13 protein-coding genes and 2 pseudogenes are annotated in these 14,026 nt (G+C 71.2%); 11 read left to right on the forward strand and 4 right to left on the reverse strand.

What is annotated here, in order from left to right; translation table 11 throughout:
• Positions 1-21 precede the first annotated feature (21 nt).
• Positions 22-1,236 carry a hypothetical protein gene (locus SJ20_RS01225; protein WP_036341081.1) on the reverse strand — a complete coding sequence of 405 codons (1,215 nt, stop codon included), beginning with the start codon at positions 1,234-1,236 and terminating at the stop codon, positions 22-24.
• A gap of 174 nt (positions 1,237-1,410) precedes the next feature.
• Here SJ20_RS01225 and SJ20_RS01230 point away from each other — a divergent pair, with 174 nt between their 5' ends.
• Together SJ20_RS01230 and SJ20_RS01235 are read left to right on the forward strand one after the other, a co-directional pair.
• Entirely contained in the window at positions 1,411-1,854 is a 444-nt protein-coding gene (locus SJ20_RS01230; RefSeq protein ID WP_044658651.1) for a DUF3151 domain-containing protein, read from the forward strand.
• Between the two features lie 8 nt (positions 1,855-1,862).
• Positions 1,863-2,504: a thymidine kinase gene (locus tag SJ20_RS01235; protein ID WP_010079593.1), complete on the forward strand. Its 642-nt coding sequence runs from the start codon at positions 1,863-1,865 to the stop codon at positions 2,502-2,504.
• A gap of 178 nt (positions 2,505-2,682) precedes the next feature.
• Here the strand turns inward: SJ20_RS01235 and SJ20_RS01240 are convergent, their stop codons facing one another.
• A complete protein-coding gene (locus SJ20_RS01240; RefSeq protein ID WP_044658673.1) occupies positions 2,683-4,005 on the reverse strand; it encodes a short-chain fatty acid transporter in 1,323 nt (440 codons plus the stop codon).
• A 159-nt stretch (positions 4,006-4,164) separates the two neighbouring features.
• On the opposite strand from SJ20_RS01240, the gene SJ20_RS12060 reads away from it, so the two are divergent.
• From SJ20_RS12060 to bioB, 8 genes and pseudogenes are all read left to right on the forward strand, one after another.
• The gene (locus SJ20_RS12060) at positions 4,165-4,332 is read left to right on the forward strand and encodes a hypothetical protein (RefSeq protein WP_186315055.1); all 168 of its coding nucleotides are present in this window, start codon (positions 4,165-4,167) and stop codon (positions 4,330-4,332) included.
• A gap of 25 nt (positions 4,333-4,357) precedes the next feature.
• A pseudogene (locus tag SJ20_RS12285) lies at positions 4,358-4,459 on the forward strand (recombinase family protein); the annotation flags it as partial.
• A 166-nt stretch (positions 4,460-4,625) separates the two neighbouring features.
• Positions 4,626-5,309 (forward strand): helix-turn-helix domain-containing protein, encoded by a 684-nt coding sequence (locus tag SJ20_RS01245; RefSeq protein WP_235281207.1) that lies wholly within the window; start codon positions 4,626-4,628, stop codon positions 5,307-5,309.
• Between the two features lie 97 nt (positions 5,310-5,406).
• A complete protein-coding gene (locus tag SJ20_RS01250; protein WP_044658653.1) occupies positions 5,407-6,660 on the forward strand; it encodes an IS256 family transposase in 1,254 nt (417 codons plus the stop codon).
• 200 nt (positions 6,661-6,860) lie between these two features.
• Positions 6,861-7,051: pseudogene (locus tag SJ20_RS11645) on the forward strand (transposase); the annotation flags it as partial.
• A 78-nt stretch (positions 7,052-7,129) separates the two neighbouring features.
• Positions 7,130-7,723: a GNAT family N-acetyltransferase gene (locus SJ20_RS01255; protein WP_205810640.1), complete on the forward strand. Its 594-nt coding sequence runs from the start codon at positions 7,130-7,132 to the stop codon at positions 7,721-7,723.
• Between the two features lie 110 nt (positions 7,724-7,833).
• Positions 7,834-8,223 (forward strand): hypothetical protein, encoded by a 390-nt coding sequence (locus SJ20_RS01260; RefSeq protein WP_044658654.1) that lies wholly within the window; start codon positions 7,834-7,836, stop codon positions 8,221-8,223.
• 107 nt (positions 8,224-8,330) lie between these two features.
• Positions 8,331-9,569, forward strand: coding sequence for a biotin synthase BioB (gene bioB / locus SJ20_RS01265; RefSeq protein ID WP_044658655.1), 1,239 nt, complete (start codon positions 8,331-8,333; stop codon positions 9,567-9,569).
• Between the two features lie 66 nt (positions 9,570-9,635).
• Here bioB and SJ20_RS01270 read toward each other — a convergent pair whose 3' ends face one another.
• Positions 9,636-10,187 carry a hypothetical protein gene (locus SJ20_RS01270; RefSeq protein WP_044658656.1) on the reverse strand — a complete coding sequence of 184 codons (552 nt, stop codon included), beginning with the start codon at positions 10,185-10,187 and terminating at the stop codon, positions 9,636-9,638.
• A gap of 136 nt (positions 10,188-10,323) precedes the next feature.
• Between SJ20_RS01270 and SJ20_RS01275 the strand changes: the two genes are divergently transcribed.
• Positions 10,324-11,613, forward strand: coding sequence for an adenylosuccinate synthase (locus SJ20_RS01275; protein WP_044658674.1), 1,290 nt, complete (start codon positions 10,324-10,326; stop codon positions 11,611-11,613).
• Positions 11,614-11,739: 126 nt separating this feature from the next.
• Here the strand turns inward: SJ20_RS01275 and SJ20_RS01280 are convergent, their stop codons facing one another.
• On the reverse strand, positions 11,740-13,959 hold the full coding sequence (locus SJ20_RS01280) for a catalase (RefSeq protein WP_044658657.1): 2,220 nt from the start codon (positions 13,957-13,959) through the stop codon (positions 11,740-11,742).
• Between the last annotated feature and the right edge of the window lie 67 nt (positions 13,960-14,026).

Raw genomic sequence — 14,026 nt, forward strand, 5'->3', positions numbered from 1 at the left:
CGGCCGTCGTCGTGCCGGGTGTCAGTCCCCGGACGTGGAGGGGGACGGGGAGGCCGAAGCCGACTTCGTCGGTGACGGGCTGGCCGACGCCGAGGCGGACGCCTCCGCGGCCCGCTGGGATTCGGCGGCCTCCCGCGCGGCGCCCTGGAACGGCCGCGGCGGCTGGCCGGGGGCCACGGGGCCGGGGGCGCCCTCGGGGCGGTCGATCGTGGACTGGTTGTTCAGCAGCTCGTCGGGCACGCGGCCGGTGGGGATCTCCCGGGCCTGGGCCAGGGTCTCCTCGTCCATCTGCGCGTTCAGGAAGAACGGCGAGCTGAGCTTGATGACCTCCTGGAAGTCCCCGGCGTCCTTCAGCACGGTGTCCGCGAGGTGGTCGCGGGTCTCGGTGACGAGGGTGGTGCTCTGCGCGACCGGCGAGTTCTTCACCTGGGTGAGGCCGCCGTTGGCGTCGCCGAAGCCCTCCATGGAGCCCATGGTCACGGAGACCATCTCGCTGCCGTCCTCGGAGCAGGCCCACGCGGTGCGCTGGGGCAGCAGGGGGGCGCCGTCCTGGCCGCCGACCATGCCGGGGCGCAGCAGGGCGAGCAGCCCCTTGCCGGTCTTCGGGTCGAACGTGTACTCGTCCGCCACGGCGGCGGGCTCCTCCTGGCACCACTCCAGGCGGGAGCCGTCGAGGTTGTGCTGGTAGTGGACCTGCGCCAGGGGCATGCCGGGGCTGTACTCGAAGTAGCCGTTGTAGACGCAGGTGAGGAACTCGTGGGTCTCGTCCTGCGAGGCGAACAGCTGCACGATCTCGATGTTCGAGCTGTCCGGGATGTGCGTGGCGACGGCGTCCAGGGTGCGCTGGTCCAGGACGTCGCGCGTGCAGTCCATCACGGAGACGGTGTCGTTGCGGACCGCGGCCGTGTTCTTCCAGGCCTCGGTGGCGGCGCCGTCCTTGATGCCCGGGCCGACGGTCTCGAACGCCTGACGCGGCTCGGCGCGCGGGGTGCCCTCGGCGGACTCCGACGCGAGGGCCTCACGGACGCGGGACGCCGCGGCGGACGCGGGGTCGGTGGGGCTCTCCGTGGCCGAGCCGGCCGCGGCCGAGGCCGCCGATCCGCTGGGCGCCGCGGCGGTCGACGAGGCGGGCTCACCGGACTGGCCGGCCGAGCCGCAGCCGGCCAGGGCGAGGGCGAGGGCGGCGACGCCGACGGCCAGCGGGGCACGGCGGCGGGCGGGCGCGGGGTGGGTCATGGAGGCTCCTTCGACGGCATCGGCGGCCCGGCCCCGGGAGCGTGGGGCTGCGGACGGACGCTGCGCCTACGGTACCGGACCGTCCTGGACGCGGGGACGGCGATCCGTCCGGCGTCCGGCGCCGTCGATAGACTCGGCCGCGACCGCATCGTCCGCGAGGAGAAGAGGCATCCCATGTCCGAGTCCCTGATCGGCAAGAACCTGATGGAGCCGCCGGCCACGCGCCTGCCGGAGGAGCCGGAGGTGCTGGCCCGGCTCGAGGCAGGTGACCTGCCCGAGGACATCGTGCCGATGGCGCCCGAGTCCTCCCTGGTGTGGGCGCTCATGGCGGAGGACGCGTGGGCCGAGGGCCGGACCGTGGACTCCTATGCGTACGCCCGCGTCGGCTACCACCGGGGTCTGGACGCGCTGCGCCGGGCGGGGTGGCGCGGCGCCGGCCCGGTGCCGTACGCCCACGAGCCCAACCACGGCTTCCTGCGCGCCCTGTACGCGCTGGGCCGCGCGGCCGCCGGGATCGGGGAGTCCGAGGAGGTCGAGCGCATCCGCACCTTCCTGCGGGACTCGGACCCCACGGCCGCAGAGCAGATCGAGGCCGGCCAGGGCCGCGCCCAGGGCTGAGCGGAGCCGTGGCCAAGCTCTACTTCCGCTACGGGGCCATGAACTCCGGCAAGTCCACGGGCCTGCTGCAGGCCGCCTTCAACTACGAGGAGCGCGGCCAGCGGGTGCTGCTGGCCAAGCCGGAGGTGGACGTGAAGGGGGAGGGCGACGTCGTCTCCCGCCTCGGTGTGACCCGCGCCGTGGACTTCCTCGTCCCGGCGGGCGCGGACGTGCGGGAGCTGTTCCGCCGGCACGCCACCGGTGACGACCCGGACGCCCTCGTGGGGCACGTGGAGGCCCCGCCCGTGGCGTGTCTGCTCGTGGACGAGGCACAGTTCCTCGAGCCGGCGCAGGTGGACGACCTGCTGCGCATCGCCGTGCTCGACGGCGTCCCCGTGATCGCCTACGGACTGCGCACCGACTTCCGCACCCGCTCCTTCCCGGGCTCCGCGCGGCTGCTGGAGCTGGCGCACTCCCTCGAGGAGCTGAAGACCATCTGCCGGTGCGGCCGGAAGGCGGTGTTCAACACGCGCAAGGTCGTTGACCCGGCCACGGGCGCCGAGCACTTCGTGTTCGAGGGGGACCAGGTGGCGATCGACGGTGTCCAGGTGACCTACGAGTCCCTGTGCGGCACGTGCTACCTGGCGGAGTCCGGCGGTGCCCTGGGCTGAGGCGGCCATTGCCAGGCAACTGCCAGGCTGCGTGACGGCTGCGCCCATGCTCGGTTCGTACGGTGGAACCACTTCATCGAGGTGCGAGTGATGAAGGTGCGAGTGATGACAGGCGAAGGGCCCCGGTGATCCCGGGGCCCTTCGTCTGTCCTGCCACGTCCGGCATCGGCCGATCGGGTCAGAGCGAGACGAGCAGGAGCGTGCCGCCGAAGACGAGCCCCGACGCGAGCAGCACGACCGTGGTGTACCCCAGGATGTCGCGCATCTTCAGCCCGGCGATCGCCAGAAGGGGGATTGCCCAGAACGGCTGGATCATGTTGGTCCACTGGTCGCCGTAGGAGACGGCCATGATGGTGATGGCCGGGTCCACGCCGAGCGCGTCGCCGGCCTGGAGCATGATCGGGCCCTGCACGGCGAACTGTCCGCCGCCGGAGGGGACGAAGAAGTTCACGAGGCCCGCGGCCAGAAATGCCAGCAGGCCGAACGTCACCGGGTTCGAGATCGCCACGAAGGCGTCCGAGAGCACCGCCACCAGGCCGGTGGTCGTCATCATGCCGAGGATGCCCGCGTAGAGGGGGAACTGCAGCAGGATCTCGCCCACGTTGGACGCGGCCGACTGGGTGAGGCCGATCAGCTCGTGCGGGCTGCGCACCAGCAGCAGGATCAGCGCGAGGAAGGACCAGTTGACGATGTCCAGGGTGAGGGTGCCGCCGCCGACGAAGTGCATCACCAGATAGACCACGAGCATGGCGCCCACGAGGAGCGTGGGGACACGGGAGGCGTCGAGGCGGTCCGCCGGCGTCTCGATCTCCGGTGCGGGCACGGCGTCCTGGTCCCGCGCGTCGATCTCCAGCTCCACGATCCGGTCCCCGGCGCGCGGGGCGACGAGGAACAGGGCCAGGGCCACGACGAGCACGGTCACCACGGCGGCGGTGATGTTCCACCAGGAGAAGGTGGTCTCCGAGACCGGGACCGTCCGGCCGTCCAGGCTCTCCGTGAGGAACGAACCGGGGGTGGCGGCCGTCAGCGGGCCGGAGCCCGAGTACCCCATGTGCCACACCACGAACCCGGAGAACCCGGCGGCCACCAGCATCGGGAAGTGCAGGACCAGCCCGCGCTCACGGGCCTGCGCCGCGACCTCCTTGGCCAGCAGCGCACCGACCACCAGGCCCAGGCCCCACGTGATGAGGGAGGCCGCCGCCGCCACCACGAACACGAAGATGTAGGCGGCCAGGGGCGTGCGGGGAATGCTGGCGAGCCTGGCGAGCAGACGGCGCACCGGGCCGGTGTTCGCCAGGATGTGTCCGAGCATGAGCACGAGCGCCATCTGCGTGATGAACGCCAGCAGTCCGGACAGACCGTCACCCCAGCCCACGACGACGTCGGCCGGCCCGGCCGGAGTGAGCAGCAGGCACAGGGCTGCCACCGCGAACGTGAGCACGATGGTGAACACGAGCGAGGACGGGATGAACCGCTCCATCGTCGTGTTCAGCGGGCGCATGGCGCGGCTGAAGAACGTGCCCTCGCGGGCGGTACGGCCCGAGGGTCCGGGTGTGGGCGGACGTGTGGACGTGGCGGACATGAGGCTCCTGTTCAGGGTGAGAGGCCACGGCGAGAGTGATGTGGATCACTCTAGGCGCTCGATCGTCGTGGGCGGGACGTGGGCCGCGTCCCTGGCCGGGAGCTCGCTGACGAGAGTGCCGGCGCGGTCGATCCCCCAGCGGTCGACGACGTCGTGGCCCGGCTCGGCCGGGTCACCCGGAATCTGTACGCGATCGTGGACGAGCTCACCGACAAGGGATGCACCGTGCGGGTCTCGACCGAGTGAGATCACGGTGCCCAGGCCCGGCACTTCCCCCGTAGCCGGACTCATGCTCGGCATCCAGGCCGCATTCGCTGAGTTCGCGCGTCGAAGGATCAAGGAGCGCCAGGCCGAAGGGATCGCCCTGGGGCGTGTTGTTTCCTTCCAAGCGCTGCTGTCGATGGCCCTCGCGTCTCCGCTCTGGTGGAGTACGGCTCTAGAGAGAGGGCCACGCGCTCTCGGCGCATGGCATGACAGGGTCTCAAAGCCAGGGCTCCCCGGGCATGCATGAACAGGCCCGACTCCGGTACTCTTCTTGCATGACTCTTCTGACGGTGGGGGAGGCCGCCGAGCGCCTCAAGGTCTCCGACCGCTATGTGCGGCGTCTCGTCGAGCGCGGTGATGTGCCGGCCCGCCGCCTCGGAGAATCCTGGTTCATCGATGAGCGCGCCCTGGCCCGTCGTGCCCGCAGGGCGCCGGGTATCGGCCGCACCTGGGCTCCGCGGACCGCCTGGGCCGCCGTCGACCTCCTTGCCGGAGGAAACGGACGGGCCTTCCTTGACCAGCCGCGGATCTCCCGTCTGCGCTCCCGGCTGCGAACGCTCACCGCTGCCGAGATGCACCGACTGGCTGAGAACAGGGCCCGGCCCCACCGGTTCCACGCCTCGCCTCGAGCCCGAGCCAAGCTCGCCGACGTTCTCGTGCCCTCGGGGGTGTCCGCCCTGGATCAGTCGGATCTCGCCCGCCGCTTCGGGCTCGCCGCTGTCGAAGGGAACCAGCGGGAGGAGGGCTATCTGCTCGGCGACCTGGAGGCTCTCCAGTCGCGGCTCCGCCTCGACGCCTCGGCGGCGGGGGAAGTGGTGATCCGCCACATACCTGCACCCGTGGATCCCTCCGCCCTGCTTCGCACTGAAACAGTCGTGGCGCTGGACCTCATGGACTCCGACGACGTCCGTGAGCGGGCCGCCGGGCGAGAGGCAGTTGAGTCCCGCATAGTGGTGTAGCGCCCGGTGGTCGGGCACGTCGTCTCAGACGTGGACGCGGCCACCGTGTGATCCTTCGAGTGAACCTCTCACAGCACCCTCGAATGGAGTCATCACGATGACCGCTCCTCATATTCTCGACCCTGCCGGCCTGCTGAGCGAAGCCCTGTCCGAAGCGTCCCCGGACATGATGCGCCACTTGCTGCAGACCATGATCAACACCCTGCTCTCCGCCGATGCCGACGCGGTGGTCGGCGCCGAATGGGGCAAGCCCACCCCGACACGGTCCGCCCAGCGCAACGGGTACCGGCACCGGGACCTGGACACCCGGGTCGGCACGGTCGATGTAGCCATCCCGAAGCTGCGCTCTGGGACGTACTTCCCGGAGTGGCTGCTGGAACGCCGAAAGAGAGCGGAGTCGGCGCTGATCACCGTGGTGGCGGACTGCTACTTGGCCGGGGTGAGTACCCGGCGGATGGACAAGCTGGTCAAGACCCTGGGGATCAATGCCCTCTCCAAGTCCCAGGTCTCCAGGATGGCCGCGGACCTGGATGAACACGTGGAGTCCTTCCGCCACCGGCCCCTGGATGAGGCCGGTCCGTTCACGTTCGTGGCCGCGGACGCGCTGACGATGAAGGTCCGCGAGGGCGGGCGGGTGGTCAACGCGGTGGTGCTGCTGGCTACCGGGGTCAACGGTGACGGCCACCGCGAGGTCCTGGGGATGCGCGTGGCGACCAGTGAGACCGGTGCGGCGTGGAACGAGTTCTTCGCTGACCTCGTGGCCCGGGGCCTGGCCGGGGTCCGCCTGGTCACCAGTGACGCCCATGCCGGGCTCAAGGACGCCATCGCCGCCAACCTGCCCGGCGCCACCTGGCAGCGGTGCCGGACCCACTACGCGGCGAACCTGATGGGCATCACCCCGAAGTCCATGTGGCCGGCGGTGAAGGCCATGCTCCACTCGGTCTACGACCAGCCCGACGCCACGGCGGTGAACGCGCAGTTCGATCGGCTGCTGGACTACGTAAGCGAGAAGCTCCCGGCGGTGGCCGAGCACCTCGGTGATGCCCGGGCGGACATCCTGGCCTTCACGACGTTCCCGAAGGACGTCTGGACGCAGATCTGGTCGAACAACCCGGCCGAGCGGCTCAACCGGGAGATCCGCCGCCGCACCGACGCGGTGGGCATCTTCCCCAACCGGGCAGCCATCGTCAGGCTGGTCGGGGCGGTGCTGGCCGAGCAGACCGACGAATGGGCCGAAGGGCGCCGCTACCTCGGCCTCGAGGTCCTCGCCCGCTGCCGCCTCACCCCCGTCGAGGACACCGGAAGCGAGGTGGGCACCGACACCGACACTGCCCTCGAGCTCAGCGCCTGACAGCCCCAACGAAGGATCCAACCGCTACACCACCACAAGGGGCTTGACCCGAGAGGCCCTCGATCGACTGTTGCATCGTGTCTGAGCCGCGTCACCTGAGCGTGGAGGACCTCCTCGGATGTGAGGCGGGCCTCGGCGCTGGAGATGGCCTAGGGCGTGTCTGAGAATGGCTCCAGGGACCCGCTGAGATCCGGGGAGCTATGTCCCGGTTCCAGGTCGTCTCCGACGCCAAATCGGAGCTGATCGCCCCGCTGCTCCAGACCGCACGGGCCAGCAGGGCCGACCCTTCTCGGATGCCCGCACGATGGTCGAAGCGATCATCTGCCAGTGCAGGTGCGGGACTCCGTGGCGGGATCTGCCCGAGGTCAACGGGCCCTGGCTGGCCGCGTGGATCTGACATCGACGCAGGGTGCGGGCACTGGTCTGTCCGGGGGCTGACTCGAGAACTTTTGTTCGTACCCTGTCTGTCATGGCCACCCCTCTCCTGGAGCTCGCCGCGAGTCGAGGCGTCTGCTTCCCGCTGCGAGCCCGCCGGCTGACCCTCACCCCGTTCCGGGGTCTCGATGCACCCGCCGTGTGGAGCTTCTGCCGTCGTGAGCAGGTGTGGTCGTGGACCTCCGGCCGCCCGGAGAGTGAGAACGCGCTGCGCGAGTCCTACCTCGGGGCGGGGGACCGTCTCACCGTGCGGGCCGGAGACGTCATCGTCGGTGTCGGGAAGGTCGCGGTGCAGGACGCGTGGAGTCAGGGCGGCCCGCGGGAGGAAGCCCGGGACGCCCAGGCCGAGCTCGGCTGGACGATCGATCCGCGCCAGGCCGGGCAGGGCTATGGCACCGAGCTTGCGCGAGCCCTGCTGGGCTTCGCGTTCGACGATCTGGGTGTGCGGCGCGTGGAGGCTCATGCCTTCGCGGACAACGCTCCGAGCCTGCGCATCATGGAGAAGGTGGGGATGCGTCACGAGGGCACGTTCAAGGAGGAGTCTCTGCATCTCACGCGCGGCTGGGTGGATGGCGCCACCTACGCGATGCTCGCCTCGGAGTTCCATCCGCCCCTTACGCAGGAGTGATCCCGCCGGCCACGACCGCATGATCTGCCGCTCCGCCTCCGAGGGCCGTGTGCCAGCATGGGGCTGTGAGCCGGGTGGGGAATGAGCGTGAGTGGCGGTGGCGCATCGGTGTGGCATCTGCCCTGGTGGGTTCGGCTGGTGTGTTCGCGGGGCTGCGGCAGGATCTGGGACTGGGGTGGGGTCTGACGCTGGTGGCCGTCACGGCCCTCGGGGCGATGCTCGCCTTGCGAGGGGTGCATCACCGGGTCGAGGCGGAGCAGGCTCGCCGCAACGTGTTCGACGCCGGAGCCGGCTCCACCGCGTGGGTGATGCTGCTGATGGGGGCCGCGGTCATTCCGGCGCTGGTGCTGAACGTGATCGACGACGCCGGCGTCCGGGCGGTCGGGGCCGGTCCGCTCGGCGCGGTGCTCGCTGCCGCCGCCCACGGCATCCTCGCGGCGACGACGCTCGAGGAGCAGCCCCGGCCCGAGCCGGTCCCTCTGGACCGGCGCAGGCGCTGACGTCGGGGTCATGGCCCCCCGCTCCTGAACACTGTTCAATGAACACTGTTAGAGTCCCTCGGGTCAGACCCACCCGGGGCCGAGCCCCGCCCACCGGAGAGGCCCGCATGACCGCCACCCAGGACGCCGCCGCCGTCGACCCCCGCCCCGCCGCCGCCCTCGACCCCGAGGCCCTCGTGGACCGCGTCGAGGCGGGCCACCGCCTCACCGCTGAAGAGGCCGTCGCTGTGCTGGACGCCCCGGACGCGGACACGTTCCGCATCGTCGCGGCGGCCTCGCGCCTGCGCGAGAAGCACTTCGGCCGCACGGTCAAGGTCAACTACCTGGTCAGCCTCAAGACCGGCCTCTGCCCGGAGAACTGCACCTACTGCTCCCAGCGTCTCGGCACCGAGGCCGAGATCCTGCGCTACACGTGGCTCAAGCCGGAGGAGGCCGTCCGCCAGGCGGGCCTGGGCATCGCCGGCGGCGCCTCGCGCGTGTGCATGGTGGCCTCCGGCACCGGTCCCACGGACCGCGACGTCGACCGCGTGGCCGGCATGGTCGGCGACCTCAAGGCCCAGCACCCGGACGTCGAGGTGTGCGCGTGCCTCGGCTTCCTCAAGGACGGTCAGGCCGAGAAGCTCAAGGACGCCGGCGTCGACGCCTACAACCACAACCTCAACACGGCCGAGTCCCACTATGAGTCCATCTGCACCTCCCACACCTACGAGCAGCGCGTGGACACCGTGCAGCGGGCCGGCGCCGCCGGCCTGTCCTCCTGCAGCGGCCTGATCGCGGGCATGGGGGAGACGCACGAGCAGCTCGTCGAGGCCGTCCTCGCGCTCCGCGACCTGGACTCCGACTCCATCCCCGTCAACTTCCTCATGCCCTTCGACGGCACCCCGCTGCAGGGCCACCAGCAGCTCACCCCGCTCGAGTGCCTCCGGATCCTCGCCATGGTCCGCCTGGCCTGCCCGGACAAGGAGCTGCGCATCGCCGGCGGCCGCGAGATGCACCTGCGTTCCCTGCAGCCGGTCGGCCTGCAGGTGGCCAACTCGATCTTCCTCGGCGACTACCTCACCTCCGAGGGCCAGGACGCCGAGGCGGATCTGCAGATGATCGCCGACGCCGGCTTCACCGTGCTCGGCGCCGAGGAGCGTGCGCGGCGGGCCACGGCCGACGACGGCGCCCCGGCCGGCGGCTGCTGCGCCGGCACGGACGGCGCCGGCTCGTGCGGCTCCGGTGCGGCCGTCGCCTCGGAGGCCGGGGCCGCGGAGGACGCCCGACCCGACACGGGCGCCGAGGGCACCGTGAAGCCCGAGCTGCGCCGCCGGGGCGCGGGCACGGCCGAGCCCGCCAACGCCTGAACGCGCCGTGACCGTGACGGTCAGCGCGTCATGTCGGCGCGCTGACCGCCGTCGTCGGGAGCGTGCTCAGCGAACGGCGCGGATCCGCCGCACCACGCACACCACGATCACCGCGAGACCGGTGAGCGCACTGACGGCCACGAGGGCGAGGCCGCCCACGATGCCGACGTCCATCGCGGTGCTCTTGCCGAGCAGGTCCATGAGCACCGGGGTCGTGGCGCCGGAGTCCGGGTGGTCGCCGCCGTCGGGGAAGATGATCGCGGCCAGCGCGAAGGACCCCCAGGAGACGCCCAGCAGCGTGTGCAGCAGGCGCCCCAGCCGGATGCCGCCCCGCTGCTCATCCTGCGGGTTCACGCGGGGCAGGAGGAACAGGCTTCCCACCAGGACCATGAGGACGAGTTCGTGGGGCAGGGCGCCGAAGACCATGTAGATGACCGTCATCCAGCCGTTCGCGCCGAAGTTGGAGCGCAGGGCGAGCGCGATCAAGGGCAGGGCGAGGAGGGCCAGCGCCCACGGCAGCACGGCCCAGGGACGCCACGTGCCCACGCTCGGACCCTTGCGGGTGGGGGTCGGGGAGGGGAAGTCCGAGTGCTGGGTGTGGGGCGCTGCGGTGCTCATGGCGTCAGCGTAGCCAGAGGGTGGCATCCGTCACGCTGGTAGGATTCGGGGGTACGGCCTCCGTGCGCACCGCAAGGGGGCGTTTTCCATGTACGGGCCGGTCCGGGACGACCCGCGGCCCTGAGGAGAGATGCAGATGCCAGCGATCGCGATCGTCGGAGCCCAGTGGGGCGACGAGGGCAAGGGCAAGGCCACCGACCTGCTGGGCGGGCGAGTGGACTACGTCGTCAAGCCGAACGGCGGCAACAACGCCGGGCACACCGTCGTCGTCAACGGGGAGAAGTTCGAGCTCAAGCTGCTGCCCGCCGGCATCCTCTCGCCCAACGCGACGCCCGTGATCGGCAACGGCGTGGTGGTGAACCTGGAGGCGCTGTTCGAGGAGATCGACGGGCTCGAGTCCCGCGGCCACTCGTGCGAGCACCTGAAGATCTCCGCCAACGCCCACCTCGTGGCGCCGTACCACCAGACCATGGACAAGGTGACCGAGCGGTTCCTGGGCAAGCGCGCGATCGGCACCACCGGTCGCGGCATCGGGCCCGCCTACATGGACAAGGTGGCCCGCCTGGGCATCCGCGTGCAGGACATCTTCGACGAGTCGATCCTGCGCCAGAAGATCGAGGGCGCCCTGCGGCAGAAGAACGAGCTGCTGGTGAAGCTCTACAACCGCCGCGCCGTCACCGTGGACGAGATCGCCGAGTACTTCCTGGGCTACGCGGACCGCCTGCGCCCCATGGTCGTGGACTCCGTGAACCTGCTCAACGACGCCCTGGACGAGGGCAAGGTGGTGCTCATGGAGGGCGGCCAGGCCACCTACCTGGACGTGGACCACGGCACCTACCCGTTCGTGACCTCGTCCAACCCGACCGCCGGCGGCGCGGCCGTGGGCGCGGGCATCGGCCCCACCCGCTTCTCCCGGACCATCGGCATCGTGAAGGCCTACACCACGCGCGTCGGCGCCGGCCCGTTCCCCACGGAGCTCTTCGACGAGATGGGCGAGCAGCTGCGCACCACCGGCGGCGAGTTCGGCGTGAACACCGGCCGCCCGCGGCGCACCGGCTGGTACGACGCCGTCATGGCCCACTACGCCGCGCGGATCAACGGCTTCACGGACTACTTCCTCACCAAGCTGGACGTGCTCACCGGCATCGAGAAGATCCCGGTGTGCGTGGCCTACGAGGTGGACGGCGTGCGCCACGACCGCATGCCCATTACCCAGACCGAGTTCCACCACGCGAAGCCGGTCTACGAGCACTTCGACGGGTGGACTGAGCACATCTCGGGCGCCCGCGCGTTCACGGATCTGCCGCTGAACGCCCAGCGCTACGTGGAGGCCCTCGAGAAGCTCTCCGGCTGCCGGATCTCCGCGATCGGCGTGGGCCCGGGCCGCGACCAGGTGGTCCAGGTCCGGGACCTCATCGAGGACTGACCCGGCCCGCCGCCCCGGCCCGGCCCGCCCTGGCCTGCACTTTCGAACGTGAAAGAGGGCGAATGGGCGCTTTCGAACGTGAGATAGGCCCTATCTCACGTTCGAAAGCGCCCGGGGGTCCGCCGGTCAGTCGGCCAGGCGGCCCGTCGTCGGGAAGCGGTCCCACACGCGGTGCGCGGGCAGGAGCTGCTTCAGCGCCGCCACGGCGGCCGCGCCGTCCGCCGCGGACTCGACGCCCTTGCCGGACACCTGGGCGGCCGCGAGGACGGCCTCCGCCGGCTCGAGGGCGAGGATCGCCTTGGAGTGGCGCCACATCTCCTGCAGCACCTTGATGACGCGCGGGTCCACCGCCTCGGGGTCGGCGGCGCCGGCCTTCTGGTCCAGGCCGGGGGCGGCGTCGGCGGCGGGGGCCGCCGGCGAGGCCACGACCACGGCATCCAACTCGATGGACGCGGCGGTCAGGTAGGTCCGCTGGGCCACGATCTCCCCGGCCACGGGGCCGCCCTTCGGCGCGATGACCAGCGGGACCATGCCCGCACCGTGGATGCCCTGCACGAGGGCGTCCAGCTCCTTCTCGTCCACGGACTCGCCCACCACGACGCCGACCTGACGGCCGTCGAGCGGCCACGCGCCGCCGATCTGGGACAGCACGGGGGAGGGCTGCACGTCGGCCGGGGTCTCGGTCGGCGCGGGAACGGGGATGCCCAGGCCGTCCGCGACCTGCTGGGCCAGTCGCGTGTCGATCGCGGCGAGGTGGGCCAGCTGGCGCTCGCGGATGGTCTGCTCGTAGCACTTGCCGAGCTCGAACGTGTACGCCTGCGCCACGTGCTCGCGCTCCACCTCGGAGAGGGAGAGGAAGAACAGGCGCGCCTGCGAGAAGTGGTCGTCGAAGGACGCGGCGTGCGCGCGCTCCTTCACCGAGGCCGGCAGCGGCTCCGGGTGCTCGATGAACGCGTGGTCGTCCGCGGGGGTTTCGTACGGCAGGCCGCCGTCGAGCGAGTTGGGCCGGTACGGCGCCACGCCGCGATGCACGGCGCTCTGGTGGAAGCCGTCACGCAGCATGTCGTTGACCGGGGCGTGCGGGCGGTTGATGGGCAGCTGGTTCCAGTTCGGCCCGCCGAGGCGGGTGAGCTGCGTGTCCAGGTAGGAGAAGAGGCGGCCCTGCAGGAGTGGGTCGTTGGTGACGTCGATGCCGGGCACGAGGTTGGCCGGGTTGAAGGCCACCTGCTCCGTCTCCGCGAAGTAGTTGGACGGGTTGGCGTTCAGCGTCATGCGGCCGAGGGGCTGCACGGGGGCGAGCTCCTCCGGGACCAGCTTCGTGGGGTCGAGCAGGTCGATGCCCTCGAACATCTGCTCCTCGTTGTCCTCGAACACCTGCACGCCGAGCTCCCACTCGGGGAAGGCGCCGGCCTCGATCGCGTCGGCGAGGTCACGCCGGTGGAAGTCCGGGTCCATGCCGTTGGTGAGCAGCGCCTCCTCCCAGGTCACGGAGTGCACGCCGAGCATCGGCTTCCAGTGGAACTTGACCAGCACGGTGGAACCGTCCGCCGCGATCAGGCGGTAGGTGTGGACGCCGAAGCCCTCCATCATGCGGTAGGAGCGCGGGATGCCGCGGTCGGACATGTTCCACAGGGTGTGGTGCTGGGCCTCGGTGTGCAGGGACACGAAGTCCCAGAACGTGTCGTGCGCGGACTGCGCCTGCGGGATCTCCCGGTCCGGGTGCGGCTTCACCGAGTGCACGACGTCCGGGAACTTGATGGCGTCCTGCACGAAGAACACGGGGATGTTGTTGCCCACCAGATCCCACGTGCCCTCGTCCGTGTAGAACTTGGTGGCGAAGCCGCGGGTGTCGCGGGCCAGGTCCATGGAGCCGCGGGAGCCGGCCACGGTGGAGAAGCGGACGAACACCTCCGTCTCCTTGTCCTTGGCGAAGAGGCCGGCCCGGCTGATCTTCGCGGCGGTGCCGTAGCCGCGGAACACGCCGTGGGCACCGGCGCCGCGGGCGTGGACCACGCGCTCGGGGATGCGCTCGTGGTCGAAGTGGCTGAGCTTCTCCCGCAGGTGGTGGTCCTGGAGCAGGGTGGGGCCGCGGCGGCCGGCCTTGAGCGAGTGGTCCGAGTCCTGCAGGCGCACGCCGTGCGCGGTGGTCAGGTACGGGCAGCCCTGCGCGGCGGTCGCGGGGTCGGCGCCGGTGTCCTGGCCGGTGGGGGAGACCTGGGCCGGACCGCGCTGGTCCGGGGCCGGCACGGCCACGGGCTGGTCCGGGTGGGTGAGGGCGGTGTGCTCCTCGAGGTCGGGGGTGATCGGCCCCGGCGTGCCGGGGATGTCGGGCTGCTGGGTGGTCATCGCGTCTGCTCCTGTGGTGTCGACGTGCCGCGCGGTGCCGCGCGGATCGGGGGGCGGACGACGACGG

The organism is Micrococcus sp. MS-ASIII-49 (assembly GCF_000946635.1).
GTDB classification, from domain to species: Bacteria; Actinomycetota; Actinomycetes; order Actinomycetales; family Micrococcaceae; genus Micrococcus; species Micrococcus luteus.